The organism is Flagellimonas maritima (assembly GCF_003269425.1).
GTDB lineage: Bacteria > Bacteroidota > Bacteroidia > Flavobacteriales > Flavobacteriaceae > Flagellimonas > Flagellimonas maritima.
This window is the reverse complement of the sequence record NZ_CP030104.1, coordinates 3,509,011-3,530,175: the sequence shown is the minus strand read 5'-3', so window position 1 is coordinate 3,530,175 and position 21,165 is coordinate 3,509,011. Positions and strand designations below refer to the sequence as shown.

Sequence of the window (21,165 nt, the reverse complement as noted above, 5' to 3'; positions counted from 1 at the left end):
CTAAGAAGTAAGCTTTTCCAATGTGTATTCTATTAGGTTATTGATTGTTTCATCTGCAATTTTAGAAAATTTCCCAGTTGTCCTGTTGGCAAGAATCGCATTCAATGAAACTGCACGGTGTCCAAGAAGTTTTGCAAGTCCATAAATACCGGCTGTTTCCATTTCCAAATTGGTTATTTTTTGATTGTCATAAGAAAATGAAAATAACTTGGTATTAAAATCCTCAATTTTTGGTCTTAACCTAAGATTCCTTCCTTGTGGTCCGTAAAATCCTGAATTTGTAACAGTTATGCCAAATCGTATACGATTTGATGTTAATTTAGCGCTCAAATCCTCATCTGAATCTATAGCATAGGCGACAATATTTTCTTTGTCCCAGCCTAAAAATTTGTTTAGCGCTCGTTCAAATCCTTTATTTCGGACGTGTCCACTATCATAGAAGTGGAGGAGGCCTTCCAAACCAATGGCGGTTTTGCTCAAAAGAAATGAGTCAATCGCAATATCTGGCTGTAGGGCACCGGATGTACCGATGCGTATAAAATCTAACCGTGTCTTCTGTTTTTTTTCCTTTCGTTCCGCAAAATCTATATTGAAGAGGGCATCAAGTTCATTGAGAACAATATCAACGTTATCTGTTCCAATGCCTGTGGAAACTACGGAGATCCTTTTTTTTCTATAATAGCCCGTATGGGTGAGAAATTCTCTCTTGCCTTTTTTTAGTTCAATGCTGTCAAAATATTTAGTGACCGCACTAACACGTTCGGGGTCACCTACAGTTATAATTGTAGGGGCTACATCTTCTGGTAATAGATTGAGATGGTAAATGCTTCCATCAGGATTCAGAATTAATTCTGAGTCGCCCAATGTCATATTAAAGTTTTAGGATACGGTCCGAAGCTGAATTGTATAAGAAGTTATACTTTAAAGAACCTCCTAAATACATTTGATTATCACGTATTTGAGAATAAAAACTTGTTTTCTCCAATAGAACTTCCTTGCCTTTTTTGGTTAACCTAACTGGATTGAAAGAAGTAAACAGCGGTTTTATTGATGTTATCATGCGATCATACTGCGTATCGCCAAAACCATAAAGCCCTTGATTGTTCAGTACGCTGCTCAATAATTCTTTTCTTGATGCTGGCTTCTCATTTTCTGCAATGCTTAAAACACGGTTTTCCAACTCGTTGAGGCCATTTTTAATTGTGGGATAACGTTTAAGGTGTGTTTTTAAGGCATCGGACAAATAATTGAACTGGAAATCATTGTGCACAACCAAATTTTCCAAACGAATAGGATTATCACTGCAATACAGTTGCCAAACATAATCCGCAAATTCTATATCGTCCTGGGATAATATGGTCTTGTTCTCGTAAAGGGTTATTAACTTTTCATCGCTCAATTCATTTAGACCATATAGCTTTCCACTATCATCTTCTTTTCCACTACAAATAAGTGAAATTTCTGCGTGTCTCCTATGGGTTTTTAGCCAACTGAGAACGGCTAACATATTTATTTGGCAGAAAAGGTCATATTCAAACCATAAAACAATCTGATCTTGCTGCTTATGATTACAGAGCGATCGGTACTCCTTCAATGTTTTCTCAACAAACCAAGATTTAGAAACTTTGTAATTTCTGTTCAAAAACTCAAATCTTGTTTTCCAAAAGGATTCGCTACCAACGGTAGAAAGAGTTTTGCCTTCGCATAGCATTTCTCTCCATGTGATAATATCTCCCTTAAGTTTTAGCGATTGAAGTCTTGAAGTGAAATTGTCCCCGTTGGTGATGTGCAACAGTGATTTCATTTTCAGTCTTATTTTGTTAGTTAGAAGTTTAAAAGTAAGATTTATACTAGGAACATAAAAACTTTTTCATAAAACATTGGTTGTCAGGTTGTAATTTTAACAACGTACGGGAATGTTTAAAGTGGGTTTTATGGCAATGGCGTTAGCCTCCCACTCTTTTTACGGTAAATCCATTTTCTTTTAAAAAAGCCATGATTTTGTCCCTGTAATCACCCTGAATAATAATTATATCATTTTTATAACTGCCACCTACGCTCAAAAGTGACTTTAAATCTTTTGTCAATTTTTTAAAATCTGCATCAGCACCGGTATACCCATCCAAAATAGTGACCGGTTTACCTTTCCGTTTTTCGTATTTACAAAGAATGGGCGAGTCTTGGAGCCAATAATTTGGTTGATTCACCTCCTCTATATTTTCTTTTGATGGTGTATGGTCTGGAAACAAATTCTTGAGCTGATCTTGTAAATCCATAAGTTATCCTTTTATCAACCCCAATTCAATGAGGCGCTCATTAAGATATTCTCCTGCCGTAATATCAGAAAATCCTTTTGGGTGTTTTTCATCAATACAATTGTCCAAACAATTTAAGGGCATTTCACTTATGGGATGCATAAAAAAAGGTATGGAATATCTAGAAGTGCCCCATAGTTCTTTTGGTGGATTCACAACTTGATGGATAGTGGATTTTAAGGTATTGTTGGTCAAGCGTGAAAGCATATCGCCAACATTTATCATAAGCTGGTCCGGTCTTGCTATAGCATCCACCCAATCACCATTGTGGTTTTTTACCTGAAGTCCTTTTCCATGTGCCCCCATAAGTAAGGTAATTAAATTGATGTCTCCGTGTGCCGCAGCCCTTACAGCATTTTTGGGTTCTTGTGTTATTGGTGGATAGTGGATCGGTCTTAAAATGGAATTTCCATTTTTTATCCATTTATCAAAATAGAATTCATCAAGATTTAGATGCAGTGCAAGTGCCCTTAGCACATACTTTGCTGTTTTCTCGAGCATTTTAAAAGTTTCTTTTCCCACTATATTGAAATTGAGCAGTTCATTGACGGATACGTTTTGGGGATATTCCGCTTCAAGCTTTGGGTCATCTTCAACATATTGGCCAAAATGCCAAAATTCCTTGAGGTCACCTTCTTTTTTGCCCTTGGCATGCTCTTTTCCAAAAGAAGTATACCCTCTCTGCCCACCAATACCGTCTATTTCATAAGTGTCTTTTATTTCTTGTGGTAGATTGAAGAATTTTTTTATCTCGCTATAAAGCTCTTCTACGAGCTTATCAGAAAGAAAATGTCCGCTTAGCGCTACAAAACCAATATCCTCAAAAGCAGTACCTATCTCGTTGATAAACTTTTCTTTTCTCTGTGAATCTCCAGAAACGAAATCCTTTAGGTCAACACTTGGAATGGCATTCATAATATCAAATTTAATTAAAGACCAAAAGTAATGAAATAAGCCAAACCTTTAAGGTTTTCAACTACTCTTGAAAAGCTTTTCATTACTTTTATCCTTTTGAATTTTGATTGCCATGAGATACCATATTGGAAGCTTGGACCAACAAAGATTGAAGGATTTATACATTGCCATGCTAAAGCCCAGAATGATAGAGGAAAAGATGCTCATTCTATTGCGACAGGGTAAAATTTCGAAATGGTTTAGTGGCATAGGGCAAGAGGCAATATCGGTAGGCGTTACCAAAGCGCTCAAAGATGAAGAATATATATTGCCCATGCATCGTAACCTTGGCGTTTTTACTTCTAGAAATATCCCTTTGAATAGACTTTTTGGCCAATGGCAAGGTAAGCAGAGCGGATTCACGCAAGGAAGGGACCGTAGTTTCCATTTTGGGACACAAGAGTATCGAATAATCGGTATGATTTCCCACTTGGGCCCCCAATTAGGGGTTGCAGATGGAATAGCATTGGCAGATATGTTGCGAAGAAAAAAACGGGTAACCGCTGTTTTTACTGGAGAGGGCGCAACCAGTGAAGGAGACTTTCATGAAGCACTTAATGTTGCCTCCGTGTGGAATCTACCCGTCCTGTTCTGTATTGAGAATAATGGTTACGGACTTTCTACACCGACCAAAGAACAATATAATTGCAAAAATTTAGTAGATAGAGCCAAAGGTTACGGAATGGAATCCCGAATCATCGATGGGAACAATATTCTGGAAGTTTATACCAAGGTCGATGAACTTTGCAAAGCAATACGAAAAAGACCTAGACCGGTGCTTTTGGAATTTCAAACGTTTAGGATGAGAGGTCATGAGGAGGCCAGTGGAACTAAATATGTTCCTGATAAATTGATGAAAAAGTGGGCAGACAAAGACCCTATTTCCAATTACGAAACATTTTTACTTGCGGAAAACATTATATCCAAAGAAGAAATTGAACAACTTAAAGATGCGATAACTACGGAAATTAATTCAAACTTACAGCTTGCATTTGACGAATCTGAGGTTGAAGTTGTTGAAACCAAAGAATTAAAAGAAGTATACAAAGATTTTGAATATCAACATATTGAATCAAAATCAGCGGTAAAAAATATTCGATTTGTCGATGCTGTTTCCCAAGGTTTGGAACAATCTATGGAGCGTTATAACGAGTTGATTATAATGGGACAGGATATTGCTGACTACGGAGGTGTTTTTAAAATAACAGAAGGGTTTACGGCCAAATTTGGAAAAAGTAGGGTGAGGAATACACCAATCTGTGAGTCTGCGATTGTTTCCACTGCTATGGGATTGTCCATCAATGGCATGAAAGCCGTAGTAGAGATGCAGTTTGCCGATTTTGTAAGTTCAGGATTCAATCCAATAGTCAATTACCTGGCTAAAGTACATTACCGTTGGGGAGAGCATGCGGATGTAGTCATTCGCATGCCTTGTGGCGGTGGCGTGGGAGCTGGTCCGTTTCATTCACAGACCAATGAGGCATGGTTTACCAAAACCCCAGGCTTAAAAGTGGTTTACCCTTCGTCACCATATGATGCCAAAGGCCTTTTGAATACGGCCATTAACGATCCAAATCCAGTATTGTTCTTTGAACATAAAGGTTTATATAGAAGTGTTTATGGTGACGTGCCTGAAGACTATTACACATTGCCTTTTGGAAAGGCAAATCTAATGCGGGAAGGAGACGAATTGACGATTGTTTCATATGGTGCAGCTTTGATATGGGTTACAGAAATTTTGGATAGGAACAATAATGTAAGTGCCGATGTCATAGATTTGCGCACACTTCAACCTCTGGATATCGAATCCGTTTACACATCAGTGAAGAAAACGGGAAAATTGATAATTATGCATGAAGATACTTTATTTGGAGGTATTGCGAACGATATAGCAGCAATGGTCACGGAAAATTGTTTTGAGTTTTTGGATGCCCCCATCAAAAGGGTGGGCAGTCTGGAAACACCTGTACCATTTGCAAAGAATCTTGAAGGTAATTATTTGCCAAAGGAGCGATTTGAGAAAGCCCTTATAGTATTACATAACTATTAATCTAAAATTTAAAATTAAATAAGCAAAAATCGAATTAACCATAATATTCGTATATAATTAAATTTAAAACTCCAATTTCTTATGATTAAACAGACATTCTTATTTGCGGCTTTAGCAGTATTTCTGTTATCGTCATGTTCGGTTTCCAAGACCGCAAGATCACAACGAAACTTATTTAGTGGGTCTTGGACCTTGAACAACATTTCCTATGAAAACAATACTGGAAATTTTAAATCGGTTATCTTCAATGATGCCGATGACATTTGTTTTGAAGGCAGTGATTGGTTCTTTAGGGATAATAACAGTACGGGACGATACACGATATCTTCAAGTACCTTATGTCAAGGTGGTGACCGTTTCTTTCGGTGGTCTGTAGTAGAGCCTTCCCAGAATTATAGCAGCCAGTTACAATTTAAATTTATTGATGAAAAAAGAAAGGATATTTCAGGAGGTGTGGGATATCGATTGAACATTGCTAGCATCAATGAACAGAATATGACGCTCAAATCCAATGTTTCTGTTGATGGCGAGCCCGTAACAATCGTATATGAATTCACAAAAAAATAATCAGATGAAAAAAATATTAGTAAAAAGTACAACCATTGTTTTGACTTTAAGTTTAATACTGAGCTGTAATGCGGTAAAAAATGCAAATAATACACAGAAAGGTGCTGGTATAGGAGCGGCTGGCGGTGCAGTGATCGGTGGTGTAATCGGCAATAATGTCGGAAAAGGCAATACAGCATTAGGTGCGATTATAGGCGCTGTAGTTGGTGGAGCTGCCGGTGGATATATCGGTAATAGAATGGACAGACAGGCTGAGAGAATTGAAGAAGAAATTCCAGGTGCAGAAGTAAATAGAGTTGGAGAGGGGATTAACGTTACTTTTAACGAAGATGCCGGGGTTTATTTTGACACCAACAAATCCGATGTTAGAGGAACGTCTGCTTCAACACTCGATAAGCTTGCAGGTATTTTCAAAGAATATCCAAACTCCAATATTTTAGTTGAGGGTCATACGGATAGTGCCGGTAGCGAAGAATACAATAACACGCTATCCAAACAAAGAGCACAATCAGTAACCAACTATTTGGTTGCCAAAGGAATTTCTAGCGGTAGATTTACTACTAAATGGTACGGGGAAAGTCAACCGCGCGAAAGCAACGAAACATCTGAAGGAAAAGCTAAAAATAGACGTGTTGAGTTGGCCATTGTTGCAAGTGAGGAACTTAAGGAAGAAGCTTACGAAAAAACAAAAGGCTAATAGCGAAGAGTAAATTCGATTTTTTTTAAATCCCGACCAGTCATGGTCGGGATTTTTGTTTTAAAGAATTATCTTCATACAGTGAATGATCCCGAAATATTAATAGTGGGGGGCGGGTTGGCAGGATTGACGGCAGCACTTGATTTAGCAACTAAAGGAAAACAAGTCTGTGTCGTGGAAAAAAACGAATATCCAAATCATAAGGTCTGTGGAGAATATGTTTCCAATGAGGTCAAACCTTATCTAGAAGACTTGGGCATGGAATTCTCCAATTTAAGCTTACCTGAAATAGATACGCTTCAATTGAGCACGCAAACTGGTAAATCCTCAGAGATACGCTTACCATTGGGTGGTTTTGGAATAAGTCGTTATATGTTTGATAACCATCTTTACAAATTGGCCATTAAAAAAGGGGTTACGTTTGTTTTTGATACTGTAACAAACATCCACTACTTTAATGATGGATTTTCAGTAACATTGTCTTCCAAAAAAAATATAAAAAGCCCTATAGTATTGGGCACGTTCGGTAAACGGTCTAACTTGGATATGACGCTAAAAAGAAAGTTTATCCAACAAAAATCTCCCTGGCTAGGTATAAAGTGCCATTACAAGAACACGGGACATCCATCAAACGTAGTGGGACTGCACAATTTCCCAGGTGGATATAGCGGACTATCACAAATAGAAAGACAAAGCATAAACTTTTGTTGCCTGGTCAGGTACGAAAGTTTTAAGAAGGAAAAGGATATTGATTCTTATTTTAAAAATGTGGTTTCCCAAAATCCGTTTTTGAAGGATTTTCTAATAAATGCAGTTCCTGAATTTGATAAGCCTTTGACAATCGCCCAAATCTCCTTTGAACCAAAAAAAAATATCGAGAACCATGTAATGATGTGTGGGGACACGGCAGGACTCATCCATCCGTTATGCGGAAATGGAATGGCGATGGCAATACATAGTGGAAAATTAGCAGTAGAACAGGTGGTAAACTTTTTAGAAAACCCTAACTTCACAAGAAAAGATATGGAAAAGGAATACCAATTAAGCTGGAAAAAGAATTTTAGGCAGAGATTATGGATGGGGAGACAGTTACAAACACTCATGATGCATACCAAGTGGTTTAATTTTGGTATGGCCACAGTTGCAAGTTCAAAACCATTGCTTGGCAGCATAATTCGTAAAACCCATGGAGCCCCAATTGTAAACTGATGGATTTTACCGTAAGAAATAGGCAACTGGAGTTGATGGATAATCAAAATATGGAGTTTGATGCGCTTAGCGATGCCTATGCCGACATCAATAGATGTAATAGTTTGTTGGGTGGAGAGTCGATAACGATTAACGCCGTTTGGGACTTGATCAAAAATGATCAAAATAAATCATATACGATTTTGGACATGGGTTGTGGTGATGGAACCATGCTCCGTAAACTCTCTACATTTCTCAAAGGTCGTAATGTTTCGCATACGATGCTGGGAATAGATTTAAGAGATGATGTTTTAAAAATAGCACGTGAAAATTCAACCGATTTTCCTGACATAAAGTTCAAAAAAGCAGATATTCTAAAAGCTGATACCAATCTATCATGTGACATTTTGATCAATACATTGACCATGCATCATTTTGAAGAAGAGCGCATTGAAACCTTTTTGGATAAATTTGTTTGTATTGCTAAAATGGGGGTGGTTATAAACGATTTACAGCGCAGTAAGATAGCCTACTATCTTTTTCAAATATTCAGTATTTTCTTTATTAAGACCAAAGTTGCAAAATATGATGGACTGGTCTCCATAAGCAAGGGCTTTAAAAAGGAAGAATTAGTGAAATTGTCAAAAAAAATACCAAGTGTTATACACAATATAGAATGGAAATGGGCTTTTAGGTATGTATGGGTTATGCATTGCAAAAAAGAATTGAATTGATGGGTCCTGTTCGTATTGTAGGTGTATCAAAGCAGACACCTAAGTATAGTAGAAAAACTACTGATATTATTCCGTTCATTGATATCTGGCTCTCTCAAAAAGAAGATCGCTTCAAGAGAAAAGTCATCAAAATTTTTGAAGGCGCAGGAGTGGACAAAAGATACGGTATAATGGATATTGAAGAAGTTTTTACCGCTACCTCTTTTGAAGAAAAAAATGACATTTACGTCCGTGAAGTAAAGATATTGGGTGAACAGTCCCTTAAAAAAGCATTGCAAAACTCCAATTGGGAAGCTGAATCCCTGGACTATATCATTACAGTTAGTTGCACGGGAATCATGATACCTTCATTGGATGCCTATCTAATAAATTCCTTGGGTCTGAGACAAGATGTTGTAAGACTTCCCGTAACCGAGATGGGATGCGCTGCAGGGGTTTCTGGATTGATTTATGCCACGAATTTTTTAAGGTCCAATCCAAATAAACGTGCCGCGATTATTGCCGTGGAGAGTCCAACTGCAACCTTTCAGTTGAACGATTTTTCAATGGCGAACATGGTAAGTGCCGCTATATTTGGTGATGGGGCGGCTTGTGTACTTTTATCCTCGGAACCTGAAGCAAAAGGACCAAAAATAATTGGTGAAGAAATGTACCATTTTAAACATGCAACACATTTAATGGGATTTGACCTAACGAATACAGGGTTGAAAATGATTTTAGACCCTGCAGTTCCACAGGTCATAGCAGAATACTTCCCCGATTTAGTCCATCCTTTCTTGAAAAAACAGGGTTCCAATATCGACAAGGTCAACTATTTAATTTTCCATCCTGGAGGAAAGAAAATTGTACAAACTGTAGAGGAATTATTTGGTAAACTGGGCAAGAATATTGACGATACCAGGGAAGTTCTAAGTGAATATGGCAATATGAGCAGTGTTACGGTGCTTTACGTATTGGAAAGATTCTTAAAAAAAGAAACCAAAGAAGGCGAACAGGGCATGGTATTAAGTTTTGGCCCCGGATTTTCCGCACAGCGTATTTTGCTGGAGTGGTAACATATTATAGCGCTATGAAAAAAACATCCAAATGGGTTTTGATATTGGGAGGCAGTAGTGGCCTGGGCTTGGCGACTGCCAGAAAACTATCAAAACACGGTTTTAATATTTTGATTGTTCATCGTGACAGAAGATCTGAATTAGATGCCATTACCGGGAATTTTCAAGAAATAATCTCAAGTGGAGCAATGCTACATAATTTTAATATTGATGCCACCAATCCTATAAAAAGAGATGAAGCGATCAAGAAAATAAAGAAGCTGCTGGGACCTGAAAAAATCAATGTATTTGTCCACAGCATCGCAAAAGGAAACTTAAAGCCGATGGTCGATGAAAATGAAAAAGTTCTAGTGAATCAAGATTTTCACTTGACCATTGATGCAATGGCTGTGAGCTTATACGATTGGGTCAAATCATTGATTGATGAAAGTCTTTTCGCAAAAGACAGTCGAATTATTGCGTTCACAAGCGAAGGAAATACAAAAGCCTGGAAGAACTATGGTGCTGTTTCGGCTGCTAAGGCAGCGTTAGAGGCGATAATGCGCAATATTGCACTGGAATTTGCTTATAAAGGGGTCAAGGCCAATTGTATCCAAGCTGGAGTTACTGATACAAAATCCTTAAATATGATACCAAATAGCGATAATTTAAAAAGTGAATCCTTAAAAAGAAACCCGAACAAAAGACTTACAAAGCCTGAGGACATAGCAAATGCAACCTACCTATTGACAATGGATGAGGCTAAGTGGATAACGGGAACAATTATTAAGGTGGATGGTGGAGAGAGCCTACAATAAACTATGGACAAAAATAAAATTAAACTATTGTTGCCATATAATCAACCGTTTTTATTTGTAGATGACTTAATAACGGTTAATGATAATGGGATAGAGGGTGTTTATACCTTCGATAAAAATTCATCATTTTATCAGGGACATTTTAAAGACTTCCCGGTTACGCCTGGAGTGGTTTTAACAGAATGCTGTGCCCAGATTGGACTTGTATGCCTTGGAATTTACCTCTTGGGGGATGCAATTTCAAAAAAAAATACTATCGATTTACAAATTGCCATGAGTAGTTCTGAGATGGAATTTTATCTTCCTGTACTTCCAGGAGAAACGGTAACAGTTAATTCAGAAAAGATATATTTTCGCTTCAATAAATTGAAATGCAAAGTGAAACTTTTCAATTCTGATAAAAAATTGGTCTGTAAAGGAACACTCGCGGGAATGCTAAAACTTAATCTTGATGGAAAATAGGGTAGTGGTCACCGGTTTGGGGGTATGTGCACCCAATGGAATCAATCTTAAGGAATTTGCAAATTCCTTAAAAAAAGGTATCAGTGGCATTCGATTTCATTCCGAGTTAGAACAACTAAATTTTGGATGCCAAATAGCTGGTAAGCCATTAATTAAAGAATCTCATTTAAACAATTACTTTACTAAATTACAATTAAGGGGTCTTAATGCAAGTGGTATAGTTTATGGTGTGCTTGCAGGTATAGATGCTTGGAGCGATGCAAATCTTCCAATTCCAGAAAGTGATGAAAATCCTGATTGGAACAGCGGAATCATTTTTGGTACGGGAATCCTTGGGGTAGATAAGTTTAGGGAAGCAATCTATAAGGTAGATGAAGGCAACGTGCGACGATTGGGCAGTACTTCAGTAATCCAGACCATGGCAAGTGGAATCAGTGCGTATCTGGGCGGTATGCTAGGTTGCGGAAACCAAGTAACTACAAATTCCTCTGCATGTACTACTGGGACTGAAGCTATTTTAATGGGATATGAGCGTATTAAATACCAAAAAGCACAAAGAATGCTGGTCGGGAGCTGTAGTGATAGTGGTCCTTATGTGTGGGGAGGTTTTGACGCTATGCGAATACTCCCAAGAGATTATAATACCAATCCGGAAGCTGCGAGCAGGCCCATGAGCGCTTCTGCCGCTGGTTTTGTTCCCGGTAGTGGGGCAGGAGCTTTGATATTGGAATCTTTGGAAAGTGCAGTACGGCGAGGAGCAAAAATATATGGGGAAATTCTTGGTGGTTGCATTAATAGCGGAGGGCAAAGAGGCGGAGGTACCATGACAGCTCCAAATAACGATGCCGTGGTACGTTGCATACAATCAGCAATACAAAATGCCGGCATTGGTCCACAAGAGATTGATGCTATCAACGGACATTTAACAGCTACCATAAAAGATACAGTTGAAATACATAACTGGAGAAAAGCTTTGAAATTTTCCAATGGTGAATTTCCTTTGATTAATTCATCTAAAAGTCTGTTCGGGCACTGCCTTGCCGCAGCGGGAAGCATTGAGTGTGTGGCAACCTTGTTGCAATTTCGAGAAAAACAGATTTTTGGAAATATTAATTGTGAAGATGTGCATCCTGAGATATCCAAAATGATAAGTATTTCTAAGATTCCCCAAACTACAATTGATTTTATTCCAAAAATTATCGCAAAAGCAAGTTTTGGCTTTGGTGATGTAAATGCCTGTATTATTTTTAAATCTTTTAGTCAGGATTAAAACATTAATATTGAAAATGCAAGAAAAAGAAAGATATCAAAAGTTAAAGGAAATTGTAAAAATCTATCTGCCAGATGATGTTTCTGCAGATTCCATAACAATGGAAAGCAATTTTACGCAAGATTTGAATATCAATTCGGCAAATTTAGTGGATATCGTACTGGACGTCGAAGATAAATTTGATATTATGTTGGAAAATGATGATATGGATGGAATGCAGACCGTTAGAGATGCTTTGGGCATTATAGATAAAAAAATTGCTGAAAAGTGAAAGACTTTAAGAGTTTTGCTTTGCAAAAACTTAATGTGGATAAGCAATTGTTGCTGCTTTATTGCGTCATCTACTTTCTATGGGGATTGGGGATGAACTGGTTCGGTGCCCAGGTAGAGATTGCAAAATTTACTTTTTGGTGGCAAGTGATTACTTGCTATATATTGTATATGGTACCCATATCATTGCTATTGCGAGGGTTACCTTTTCATGCACAGTATGCTTATGGTTTGGTGGCCATGGGCATTTTGGAATTCAGCGGTTATGCTTTGCAAACTTCCTATGCTTTTCCCAATAATATTTTAGATGAGCTTTTCAATATCCGTAATTTTAGTTTGGGCATGGCCCTTTTCTTTGCACTGTATTTTCCGTTGGGAAATTGGGGAGTGAATAAAATTTATAGTTTCATCTTTGATAAAAAATAGAAATGTTTAAAAGATAACCTATTGGTCTGTATCAAATACCATTTTAACCTTCACTAGATTATCTTCTCTATTCTTCTTTATTTTAATTCCGTAATCAATTGAATAAAGGCTTGTTGTTCCAATAAGTTGATTTTTATTTTGGGTAAAATTTATTGTGATTGGCTTTGTAATGTTCTTTATGGTCAAATCGCCTGTTACCACCAGTTTCTTTTTGTGTAGTTTTACTTGTTTGCTCTGAAACGAGATTATTGGATAATCATCCACATCAAAATATTTCCCGCTTTTTAATGACCAATTACGCAATCCGTTGTTGGTGTCGAGGGTCTCTGACGCAACCGAGCCCTTAAAGACCGAGTTCTCGAGATTTTTCCAATCAATTGAAGAATTTGATTTAAAACCGGATATAGTCCCCTTGGTTTCCTTGGAAACAAACTCAAAGGATATAACAGCACTTTTAATCTTTATCGTTTGCCCTTTAACAGTACAGTGAATTAAACTAATAACAATAATTATTGAAAAGAAAAATTTTCGCATAGGGAAGATTTTTTGTTTAAAAGTAGGAATTAGGAATTTAAGAAGAATGAGAAAAATAAAAATCGATTTTGTTTAACCTTGACTAATTAATTGATTTTTGTTGCTTGAGGAAAACATATCACTAACAAAAATTTTGAGACACCCATATTGAAAAATATCAAATAATTGTACATCAATATTTTACATTTAATATTTTATGTTGCCGTGAGTGTTAAATATTTAAAAACCACGTTAATTTTTGAAAAATATATAGGATAATTACTAACTTAATGAAAAGTTTAAACCCTTTGATCGATAAACAAACTGCAATGACTGATATAGATGCAAAAGACACAGTCAAAATCCAAGAACTATTGGTTCGCATGGAGCGGAACAACAATATCATTCAAAGACTTTCCAAAAAATTAAATTCATACACGTGTGAGCCACATGATTCCCATTGTTTTGAAAAGCTTTACGACCTTAGGCATAATTTTAAAAATTTTTCAGGGCAACAAAACCAAATCATGAGACTGCTCAAACAAAAAAACGTAGTAGCAGAAGGTTTACGAAAAGAAATACAATTGCATCTTGAACGTTTTAAAAAATTGGAAAGGGATATTGCTTCCTATCTACTCGATATCAATCAGTATTCTTGATTCTTCAGGCTTTTTATCAATAGTATGCAAAACATCGATTATCTTCTCTTGAACATCCGTAATATTGTAGATTATTCTTCAATATCGAAATGGGAAAATCTTCAAACAAAATACTTATAATAGTTGCTTTTTTTGCCATTTATGTAATATGGGGGTCAACATATCTTTTGAACAAGATTGCGGTTTTGGAACTTCCTGCCTTCATGTTGGCTTCGTTTAGATTTACTATTGCAGGAATTTTAATATTGGTCTTGGCAAAACTCATGGGAATTAAAATCAGAGTTGCCAAGAAACAACTTCTGAATTCGATTATAGCTGGTTTTCTTTTTTTAAGCTTTGGCAACGGGATAGTTGTTTGGGCACTTCGTTATGTTGATACAGGTTTTGCCGCACTTGAAATATCTGCTCAACCTCTCATTGTTTTGTTGCTTATGCGTATCCTTCATGGTAAAAAGATTCAACCCATGTCAGTAATTGGCGTTGTATTCGGTATCATTGGAATCTATCTTTTGGTAAGTCAAAAAGAGATTATAGCAAAAGAAAATTCCGTTACCGGGATGGTCATGATTTTTTTATGTATGCTAAGTTGGGGGTATGGCAGTCTTTTTGTTGCTAAAGCAGATATGCCTTCCAATTATTTTGTAAATACAGGATATCAGATGTTTACGGGGGGATAATACTTGCGTTTATGAGTTTGGGATTTGGCGAGGAATGGATTTCTCCAATAAATTGGAGCGAAAAAGTTCAATGGGTCATGGTGCTTTTAATTGTCTTTGGGAGTATTCTGGCTTTTACATCATTCAATTATCTACTAAAATCCGTTTCTCCTGAAAAAGTGGCAACTTCTACTTATGTAAATCCCATAGTAGCTCTAATATTGGGATGGTATTTTTTAAATGAACAGATAACGACACAATCCATTATCGCCGCAATAGTTTTACTTACAGGGGTTTATTTCATCAATACAACAAAAACTTTGGCGATTTTTGAAAGATTCAAAAAGTAAGTGCCATATCCCTAATTTTAACTACATAAGTTTCAATTATTGGTAGTACGGTACAATAATTATGAATCACTAATAATTATTGAAAAAATGGTGCTTTAACATGGTGTCATTTATTATCTTTAAACAATTCAACAATATTAACTTTATAAAAACAATTCGCAGGTAAAATTTATGGCTAAATCGCAACAGACATACAACAAATCGGAAAGGGAAAAAAAACGCTTAAAGAAAAAAGAGGAAAAGCAGAAGAAGAAAAATGCCCGAAAAGCGGAAGCAAAAGAAAGTGGTAAAACAGGGATTCAATTTGCATATGTTGATTACAATGGAAATCTGACGGACACACCACCTGATCCATCCCAAAAAATAGCTGTTGAAGCAGAGAACATAACTCTTGGCATACCCAAAAAAGAAGATGTGGAAGAAGAGGAGTTCGATCCAATAAGAAATGGAAAAGTTTCTTTCTTTGATACTTCAAAAGGATTTGGCTTTATCATTGATTCTGAAACACAGGAAAAATACTTTTGCCATGTTAGCGGTTTAATTGATGAAATTGCTGAAAATGATAAAGTATCCTTTGAATTGGAAAAGGGGATGAAAGGGATGAATGCTGTAAGGGTGAAAAAGATTTAGTAGTCTTATCCAGTTCTTTTTTTAAAATCGATAATCTAAAACTCTCCCCTATAAAATAAATTCAAATGGGAAAAGATTAAAATTTCATATTTTGAAGTGTATCTATAATATATCAAGTATGAATTCACCAAAAAGAACAATATTCATTTTACTTTCTATAGCCATTATTGGTTGTGCATCAAACCCTAAGCCTGAATATTCTAAAGAACAGGTCGAGAGGTTAGATCAAATTGTTTCCAATAATTCTTTTGCCATAACAGCCCGTTGGGCTTGGCCGTTAGCTACAGGCAGTCTTGGTAATTTGGCAAATGCCGGTTTGCTTCCATGGGGTAGTACTGCAAGTATGATTGATATATCTGGAAGCAATAATTACTTACATATCTTAAAAGATAGTGTTGTAGCAAAGTTACCTTATTATGGCGAGAGGCAAATGGGCGGTACTTATGGCAATACGAACAATGGCATTCAATTTGACGGAGCTCCCAAAAACTTTAGAATGACAAAAAACGATGATGGCAAAGGATACAAACTTGATTTCCTTATAAACAATAACATGGAAACCTATGATGTAAACGTGAATCTATATCCTAATCTACAAAGCCGTATTAATATAACCAGTTCGCACAGAACCACAATATCTTATAAAGGGGAGATTAGTGACTTTTCTTCCAATTAATTTATTTTAAAATAATTTTCTGAAAACTAACTCAAAAATTCAAGATATATCTTTCTTCAAAATAAATCTCATCCATAAAAAAATTGAATCTTACTAATAAGAATTTATTATGAAAACTAAAGTGTTAATATCCTACAATACAGTCAGAGATATAAAATCTTGTTTTATTTTTAAAGCATGAGAAAGTATTTCTTCATTACTTCCAAGTTAATTTTTACAATTCTATTTATAAATAATATTGAGGCTCAGTCAGATATTAAAAAAGACGATTTGTATGAAACCTTCGATAAAATTGTTGGGGTGGAAGTCTCAGGCCTTTATAATGGTATTCAGTACAATAATGAATATATTGTTTTAGATGAAAAACATCAGTTTCTTGAAACTGATGAGTTCTTAGAAGGTTTCATAGGATATGATGGTCAAGATTATTATGGGACTTATATGAAGTATGATTTGTTTTATGATGAAATTATCGTGAGACCGCAAAATTCATCAAGTGGTTTGGCATTTAAAATTATTAAGTCTCTTGTAGACGAATTTTCACTGAATAGTAAGAGGTTTATCAATATCAAAGCACTAAACAGCAAAACCAATGAGCCTTTTGGGTATTGTGAGCTACTTTCAGAAACCGAATTCTTCAATCTCTATAAAAAGTATAAAAAGAAACCGGCAAAAAAAGCTAGGAGCGGTAAAATATTCTACGAGTTCAATCAAAGTAGTACCTATTATCTAAAATACGGGAACGAATATAATCCTGTAACAACAAGAAATGATTTAATTTCAATTTTCCCCGATTATAAATCTGTGATAAAGGATTATTATAAGGGATATAGACAACTTTTAAAATCAGACCAAGACACCTTTATCAAATTGCTTATAGCTCGATTAAATGAGTTAGAGCAGTTAAAAACAGCGTAGAACCAACCACATGAGATTAATCTTTTTACTAATATGTTTGATAACGGTAAATTTTGCCCTAGGGCAAAATGATACAACAAAAATATCCTTATCCTTTGATGATATTACTATTTCTGAAGCATTGTCAAAGATTGAAGAAGTTTCGGATTATGAGTTTTACTATCTAAAAGAATGGCTTGGAACAAATTTAATATCAGGGGATTACAATTCTACTATAGATGTTATTTTAGAAGATATTTTAGGGAAAATAGAAGTTAATTTCTATATACTAGAAGCGAATAAAATAGTCTTGACGAAAAATAGTATTATTTATGACTCGCTACCGAAGGTTTTTCAAAGAAATAGCACAGCAGATACCATAACCAACCAAGATTTACAGCTCTTGGAAGAAGACGATATACCAATACTCGCTACAAAGTCAGATTCCAATAGTCCTTCTACCATTAAAACCTATAGAGTGGGAAAAAGAAATAGGGGACAACGCTCTAAATCTGCCATCCTCAAAGGAGTCATCCTTAACAATACAACAGGTGAACCCATACCGGATTTACAAATCATTGTAAGAAATGAGAACAAAGCTGCCATTACTGATATAAATGGAGCTTACGAAATACAATTACCACTAGGAACCCATATTTTAGAAATGATTGCTTTAGGTATTGAGAACACAAAGCAACGGGTAGTTTTATATAATGATGGCAGTCTTGATTTCACTTTAAATGAGAGTTTAGAGCTTTTGGATGAAGTTATAGTTGAGGCAGATGCAGATAAAAATGTGGCAACAACTACGAGTGGTTCTGAAAGAATTGATGCAGAAGAGTCAAAGAATATTCCATTGGTTTTAGGAGAGAGAGACGTTTTAAGAGTGGCAACCTCACTACCTGGAATATCAACGGCGGGTGAGGGTTCTGCAGGATTTAATGTAAGAGGGGGTAAATCAGACCAGAATCTAATTTTATTGGATGATGCGGTTGTTTATAATCCCCAACATTTTTTTGGGATTTTTTCAGCATTGAACCCTTTTGCCATTAGTAGCTTAAATGTCTATAAAGGGAGTTTCCCTTCAGAATATGGCGGAAGGTTATCTTCTGTATTTGATATCAAAACCAAAAACGCAGACACTCAAAAAATTAAAGGAGAGGCATCGATAGGTCCGGTTACTAGTAATGCTGTGATTGAGCTTCCTGTTTTTAAAGATAAATCTTCATTATTATTAGGAGGTCGAGGAGCGTACGCAAACTGGATTTTACGCTCATTGGACGAACCTGATCTGGAAAATAGCGAGGCCTCATTTTATGATTTTTTAGCGAATTACAATCATAAAATTAATAGTAATAACAGCATAAAGGCTACAGGTTACTATAGCAGGGATGATTTTAGTATAACATCTGATTCTCTTTTTATATATAAAAATCAGCTTGTCTCACTCAAATGGGATCATGCTTTTAACGAAAAAACCACTAGTAGCTTAATAGCGTCAAATAGTCAATATAATTTTGACATAGAATTTGATGGGGATTCTAACGATGATTTTCTGTTTGGATACAAAGTGAATGAAAGTGAGGTAAAACTAAAAATCAATCACATTAAAGACTCCAAGTTTTCATATAATTATGGAATTGCAAGTAAATTGTATAATATAGATCCCGGTAATCTAGAGCCATTGGATGAGAACAATTCTATAGTCGAGCCCAAGTTCATTGATCAAGAACGAGGATTGGAATCAGCATTCTTTCTTTCTGCAAATCTTGATATAACGGATAAATTATCAGTTGAGGCAGGAGTCAGACTTTCAAATTTTTTAGCCCTGGGACAAGGCTCCCAACTAGTCTTTGAGGAAGGTCAGCCTAGAAATCAAGGTTCAATTACCGATACGTTAAATTTTGAGAAAAATGAGGTAATAGAATCCTTTTTTAATCCAGAACCCCGCATTTCTGCTAGGTATTTATTAAATCCGAGTTTATCCATAAAAGGTGGATATGGTAGAACATACCAATATATTCATAGGCTATCCAATAACACAACTGTCTCACCGATTGATACTTGGAAAATTTCGGATTCTAACATTGAACCTCAAAGTGCGGACCAATTTACATTGGGTCTTTTCAAAAATATCGATGGAAACACATTTGAACTTAGCCTCGAAGGATTTTATAAACGTTCTGATAATATTCTTGATTTTAAAACTGGAGCCCAAATATTACTCAACGAAAACATTGTTTTGGAAACATTGCAAGGTGAAGGAGAATCATATGGGATAGAGTTCTTGATACGAAAAAATAAAGGTAAGCTCAATGGCTGGCTGGGATACACATACTCTCGCTCTTTTATTAAATTTGAAAGCGAATTTCCTGAAGAACAGATTAATAATGGTGATTTTTTTCCTTCTAATTTTGACAAGCCCCATGATTTAAGTCTAGTTACCAATTACAAATTCTCAAAAAGATTCAGTCTTTCCACTAATTTCACCTACCAGACTGGCAGACCAGTCACGGTTCCTGTTGGCAGTTTTTCTTTTAACAATTCTGAATTTGTGGTTTTTAGTGATAGAAATAGTTTTCGTATTCCAGATTTTTATAGATTGGACATCGGTCTTAATATAGAGGGTAATCATAAAATCAAAAAGTTTGCCCATAGTTTCTGGACAATATCCATATATAATGTCTTGGGAAGAAACAACCCCTTCTCGGTTTTTTTCGTTACAGAAAATGGCGAAGTGAAAGGTCAGCAAGCATCGATTTTCAATATTCCAGTACCTTCAATTACGTATAATTTTAAGTTCTAGAAAGGATGGTTTTAAATTCGAGAGTTGAATATAACATATTAACACTAGCCGTGTTGCTATTGTGTATTCTTGGCTGTACCGAACCTTTTACAGCACCAACGGAAAACTTTGAAGATATTTTGGTCATTGATGCACTTATCACAACTGAGGAAAGATCCCAAGAGGTAAATCTTTCGAGAACCTTTCTTTTTGATGCTGAACTTGAAGCGGAAAGTGGAGCTGTGGTTCGCATTATTGGAAATGATAACAGCACGTATTCTTTTACAGAACAAGAGCCCGGCAAATACATTTCCGATACTTCGTTTGGGGCGGCATCCGGGGTGCTATATTCCCTTTCCGTTGTTACACAACAGGGTGATTCCTTTACTGGAGGCCCTGTGTCAATAGAACAAAAAGCGGAATTGGAAGAAATACGGGCAGTTAGAAGTACTACAGAAGACGGCGAGGAAGGTATTGCGATTGTAGCGGATGGCTTTGACCCTACGGGAGAAGCAGTTTTTTATCGGTATGACTATGTTGAGACGTTCAAAATAGTTTCTGTTGCTAACCCTCAATTTGATTTAATCGTGGTATCTGAGAATCCACCGCTCTTGGAAAAGGTACCTAAGACCAGACAAGAAAATATATGTTATAGAACACAGTTTTCCAATTCAATTCTCCTTGCGACTTCAGAAAATCTTACTGAGAGTAGAATTGAGAATTTTCAAGTAAGGTTCATCCCTAAAACAGCCTTTGAACTTCGTACACGCTACAGCATATTGGTAAATCAATATATACAATCTCGAACGGCACAAAGCTTTTATGAAGATTTAAGGGATTTTTCCAATGTGTTAACTGTATTTGCCCAAACCCAACCTGGTTTTATAGTAGGTAATATCGTTTCTGACAATGGAAGTAGCACACGTGTTTTAGGGCTTTTCGAAGTTTCACAAGTAAGTTCAAAACGTATATTTTTTGAGTATGATGATTTTTTCTTCGATAATAGACCACCAGGATTTATAAGAGATTGCCCCGTTTTGGCAGGGGGAAGTCGAGATCCGATTTTGTTAGACCTTATTAAAAGAAAGACCCATAAATATAGAGGAGACGGGGACCCAACGGGATTTGTTGTTAGCCCATTTGGCTGTATAGATTGTACTGTTTATGGAAGTAATATCGAACCTGATTTTTGGGAAGAATAATATTGATAACAA

The 21,165-nt window shown here is 36.1% G+C and carries 22 protein-coding genes and 1 pseudogene; 18 read left to right on the top strand and 5 right to left on the bottom strand.

Features of this window, described 5'->3' with window-relative positions; all coding sequences use genetic code 11:
• From HME9304_RS15695 to HME9304_RS15680, 4 genes are all read right to left on the bottom strand, one after another.
• Window positions 1–870 carry a nucleoside phosphorylase gene (locus HME9304_RS15695; RefSeq protein ID WP_112379476.1) on the bottom strand — a complete coding sequence of 290 codons (870 nt, stop codon included), beginning with the start codon at window positions 868–870 and terminating at the stop codon, window positions 1–3.
• A gap of 1 nt (window position 871) precedes the next feature.
• The gene (locus HME9304_RS15690; protein WP_112379475.1) at window positions 872–1,804 is read right to left on the bottom strand and encodes a DUF1835 domain-containing protein; all 933 of its coding nucleotides are present in this window, start codon (window positions 1,802–1,804) and stop codon (window positions 872–874) included.
• Window positions 1,805–1,946: 142 nt separating this feature from the next.
• Entirely contained in the window at window positions 1,947–2,276 is a 330-nt protein-coding gene (locus tag HME9304_RS15685) for a translation initiation factor (protein WP_112379474.1), read from the bottom strand.
• Window positions 2,277–2,279: 3 nt separating this feature from the next.
• Complete coding sequence (locus HME9304_RS15680; protein WP_112379473.1) at window positions 2,280–3,230, bottom strand: isopenicillin N synthase family dioxygenase; 951 nt, start codon at window positions 3,228–3,230, stop codon at window positions 2,280–2,282.
• A 112-nt stretch (window positions 3,231–3,342) separates the two neighbouring features.
• On the opposite strand from HME9304_RS15680, the gene HME9304_RS15675 reads away from it, so the two are divergent.
• The 11 genes from HME9304_RS15675 to HME9304_RS15625 all read left to right on the top strand — a co-directional run bounded on the left by HME9304_RS15675 (window position 3,343) and on the right by HME9304_RS15625 (window position 12,785).
• Complete coding sequence (locus tag HME9304_RS15675; RefSeq protein WP_112379472.1) at window positions 3,343–5,319, top strand: alpha-ketoacid dehydrogenase subunit alpha/beta; 1,977 nt, start codon at window positions 3,343–3,345, stop codon at window positions 5,317–5,319.
• Window positions 5,320–5,400: 81 nt separating this feature from the next.
• Window positions 5,401–5,886: a lipocalin family protein gene (locus HME9304_RS15670; RefSeq protein WP_112379471.1), complete on the top strand. Its 486-nt coding sequence runs from the start codon at window positions 5,401–5,403 to the stop codon at window positions 5,884–5,886.
• 4 nt (window positions 5,887–5,890) lie between these two features.
• Entirely contained in the window at window positions 5,891–6,583 is a 693-nt protein-coding gene (locus HME9304_RS15665; protein WP_112379869.1) for a YiaD family glycine zipper/OmpA-like lipoprotein, read from the top strand.
• Between the two features lie 81 nt (window positions 6,584–6,664).
• A complete protein-coding gene (locus HME9304_RS15660; RefSeq protein ID WP_112379868.1) occupies window positions 6,665–7,792 on the top strand; it encodes an NAD(P)/FAD-dependent oxidoreductase in 1,128 nt (375 codons plus the stop codon).
• Window positions 7,792–8,505 (top strand): methyltransferase domain-containing protein, encoded by a 714-nt coding sequence (locus HME9304_RS15655; RefSeq protein WP_239023324.1) that lies wholly within the window; start codon window positions 7,792–7,794, stop codon window positions 8,503–8,505. Before HME9304_RS15660 ends, HME9304_RS15655 begins: the two co-directional genes overlap by 1 nt.
• Window positions 8,505–9,560, top strand: a complete 1,056-nt coding sequence (locus HME9304_RS15650; protein ID WP_112379867.1) for a type III polyketide synthase — start codon at window positions 8,505–8,507, stop codon at window positions 9,558–9,560. The genes HME9304_RS15655 and HME9304_RS15650 overlap by 1 nt, the downstream gene beginning before the upstream one ends.
• 14 nt (window positions 9,561–9,574) lie before the next feature.
• Window positions 9,575–10,357 (top strand): SDR family oxidoreductase, encoded by a 783-nt coding sequence (locus HME9304_RS15645; protein WP_112379469.1) that lies wholly within the window; start codon window positions 9,575–9,577, stop codon window positions 10,355–10,357.
• Between the two features lie 3 nt (window positions 10,358–10,360).
• Window positions 10,361–10,819 (top strand): 3-hydroxyacyl-ACP dehydratase FabZ family protein, encoded by a 459-nt coding sequence (locus tag HME9304_RS15640; RefSeq protein ID WP_112379468.1) that lies wholly within the window; start codon window positions 10,361–10,363, stop codon window positions 10,817–10,819.
• Window positions 10,809–12,089, top strand: a complete 1,281-nt coding sequence (locus tag HME9304_RS15635) for a beta-ketoacyl-[acyl-carrier-protein] synthase family protein (RefSeq protein WP_112379467.1) — start codon at window positions 10,809–10,811, stop codon at window positions 12,087–12,089. Before HME9304_RS15640 ends, HME9304_RS15635 begins: the two co-directional genes overlap by 11 nt.
• A 16-nt stretch (window positions 12,090–12,105) precedes the next feature.
• Complete coding sequence (locus HME9304_RS15630) at window positions 12,106–12,360, top strand: acyl carrier protein (RefSeq protein WP_112379866.1); 255 nt, start codon at window positions 12,106–12,108, stop codon at window positions 12,358–12,360.
• Window positions 12,357–12,785: a hypothetical protein gene (locus HME9304_RS15625; protein WP_112379466.1), complete on the top strand. Its 429-nt coding sequence runs from the start codon at window positions 12,357–12,359 to the stop codon at window positions 12,783–12,785. Before HME9304_RS15630 ends, HME9304_RS15625 begins: the two co-directional genes overlap by 4 nt.
• A gap of 18 nt (window positions 12,786–12,803) precedes the next feature.
• Here the strand turns inward: HME9304_RS15625 and HME9304_RS15620 are convergent, their stop codons facing one another.
• Complete coding sequence (locus HME9304_RS15620) at window positions 12,804–13,319, bottom strand: YceI family protein (protein WP_112379465.1); 516 nt, start codon at window positions 13,317–13,319, stop codon at window positions 12,804–12,806.
• A gap of 269 nt (window positions 13,320–13,588) precedes the next feature.
• On the opposite strand from HME9304_RS15620, the gene HME9304_RS15615 reads away from it, so the two are divergent.
• The 7 genes and pseudogenes from HME9304_RS15615 to HME9304_RS15585 all read left to right on the top strand — a co-directional run bounded on the left by HME9304_RS15615 (window position 13,589) and on the right by HME9304_RS15585 (window position 21,153).
• Entirely contained in the window at window positions 13,589–13,957 is a 369-nt protein-coding gene (locus tag HME9304_RS15615) for a hypothetical protein (RefSeq protein WP_112379464.1), read from the top strand.
• Window positions 13,958–14,046: 89 nt separating this feature from the next.
• Window positions 14,047–14,963, top strand: a pseudogene (locus HME9304_RS15610) (EamA family transporter).
• Between the two features lie 171 nt (window positions 14,964–15,134).
• Entirely contained in the window at window positions 15,135–15,593 is a 459-nt protein-coding gene (locus HME9304_RS15605; protein ID WP_112379463.1) for a cold-shock protein, read from the top strand.
• A gap of 118 nt (window positions 15,594–15,711) precedes the next feature.
• The gene (locus HME9304_RS15600) at window positions 15,712–16,269 is read left to right on the top strand and encodes a DUF4251 domain-containing protein (RefSeq protein WP_112379462.1); all 558 of its coding nucleotides are present in this window, start codon (window positions 15,712–15,714) and stop codon (window positions 16,267–16,269) included.
• A gap of 177 nt (window positions 16,270–16,446) precedes the next feature.
• Complete coding sequence (locus HME9304_RS15595) at window positions 16,447–17,187, top strand: hypothetical protein (RefSeq protein WP_112379461.1); 741 nt, start codon at window positions 16,447–16,449, stop codon at window positions 17,185–17,187.
• A 10-nt stretch (window positions 17,188–17,197) separates the two neighbouring features.
• Window positions 17,198–19,972, top strand: a complete 2,775-nt coding sequence (locus tag HME9304_RS15590; RefSeq protein WP_112379460.1) for a TonB-dependent receptor — start codon at window positions 17,198–17,200, stop codon at window positions 19,970–19,972.
• A 53-nt stretch (window positions 19,973–20,025) separates the two neighbouring features.
• Window positions 20,026–21,153 (top strand): DUF4249 domain-containing protein, encoded by a 1,128-nt coding sequence (locus tag HME9304_RS15585; RefSeq protein WP_164674860.1) that lies wholly within the window; start codon window positions 20,026–20,028, stop codon window positions 21,151–21,153.
• The last annotated feature ends 12 nt before the right edge of the window (window positions 21,154–21,165 follow it).

What these genes read in the sequence shown, in the direction of transcription:
- HME9304_RS15690 (WP_112379475.1), bottom strand. Translation starts at nt 1,804, where the DNA reads ATGAAATCACTGTTGCACATCACCAACGGGGACAATTTCACTTCAAGA.
- HME9304_RS15655 (WP_239023324.1), top strand. Translation starts at nt 7,792, where the DNA reads ATGGATTTTACCGTAAGAAATAGGCAACTGGAGTTGATGGATAATCAA.
- HME9304_RS15695 (WP_112379476.1), bottom strand. Translation starts at nt 870, where the DNA reads ATGACATTGGGCGACTCAGAATTAATTCTGAATCCTGATGGAAGCATT.
- HME9304_RS15635 (WP_112379467.1), top strand. Translation starts at nt 10,809, where the DNA reads ATGGAAAATAGGGTAGTGGTCACCGGTTTGGGGGTATGTGCACCCAAT.
- HME9304_RS15665 (WP_112379869.1), top strand. Translation starts at nt 5,891, where the DNA reads ATGAAAAAAATATTAGTAAAAAGTACAACCATTGTTTTGACTTTAAGT.
- HME9304_RS15615 (WP_112379464.1), top strand. Translation starts at nt 13,589, where the DNA reads ATGAAAAGTTTAAACCCTTTGATCGATAAACAAACTGCAATGACTGAT.
- HME9304_RS15630 (WP_112379866.1), top strand. Translation starts at nt 12,106, where the DNA reads ATGCAAGAAAAAGAAAGATATCAAAAGTTAAAGGAAATTGTAAAAATC.
- HME9304_RS15595 (WP_112379461.1), top strand. Translation starts at nt 16,447, where the DNA reads ATGAGAAAGTATTTCTTCATTACTTCCAAGTTAATTTTTACAATTCTA.
- HME9304_RS15670 (WP_112379471.1), top strand. Translation starts at nt 5,401, where the DNA reads ATGATTAAACAGACATTCTTATTTGCGGCTTTAGCAGTATTTCTGTTA.
- HME9304_RS15620 (WP_112379465.1), bottom strand. Translation starts at nt 13,319, where the DNA reads ATGCGAAAATTTTTCTTTTCAATAATTATTGTTATTAGTTTAATTCAC.
- HME9304_RS15600 (WP_112379462.1), top strand. Translation starts at nt 15,712, where the DNA reads ATGAATTCACCAAAAAGAACAATATTCATTTTACTTTCTATAGCCATT.
- HME9304_RS15685 (WP_112379474.1), bottom strand. Translation starts at nt 2,276, where the DNA reads ATGGATTTACAAGATCAGCTCAAGAATTTGTTTCCAGACCATACACCA.
- HME9304_RS15645 (WP_112379469.1), top strand. Translation starts at nt 9,575, where the DNA reads ATGAAAAAAACATCCAAATGGGTTTTGATATTGGGAGGCAGTAGTGGC.
- HME9304_RS15650 (WP_112379867.1), top strand. Translation starts at nt 8,505, where the DNA reads ATGGGTCCTGTTCGTATTGTAGGTGTATCAAAGCAGACACCTAAGTAT.
- HME9304_RS15680 (WP_112379473.1), bottom strand. Translation starts at nt 3,230, where the DNA reads ATGAATGCCATTCCAAGTGTTGACCTAAAGGATTTCGTTTCTGGAGAT.
- HME9304_RS15675 (WP_112379472.1), top strand. Translation starts at nt 3,343, where the DNA reads ATGAGATACCATATTGGAAGCTTGGACCAACAAAGATTGAAGGATTTA.
- HME9304_RS15590 (WP_112379460.1), top strand. Translation starts at nt 17,198, where the DNA reads ATGAGATTAATCTTTTTACTAATATGTTTGATAACGGTAAATTTTGCC.
- HME9304_RS15640 (WP_112379468.1), top strand. Translation starts at nt 10,361, where the DNA reads ATGGACAAAAATAAAATTAAACTATTGTTGCCATATAATCAACCGTTT.
- HME9304_RS15605 (WP_112379463.1), top strand. Translation starts at nt 15,135, where the DNA reads ATGGCTAAATCGCAACAGACATACAACAAATCGGAAAGGGAAAAAAAA.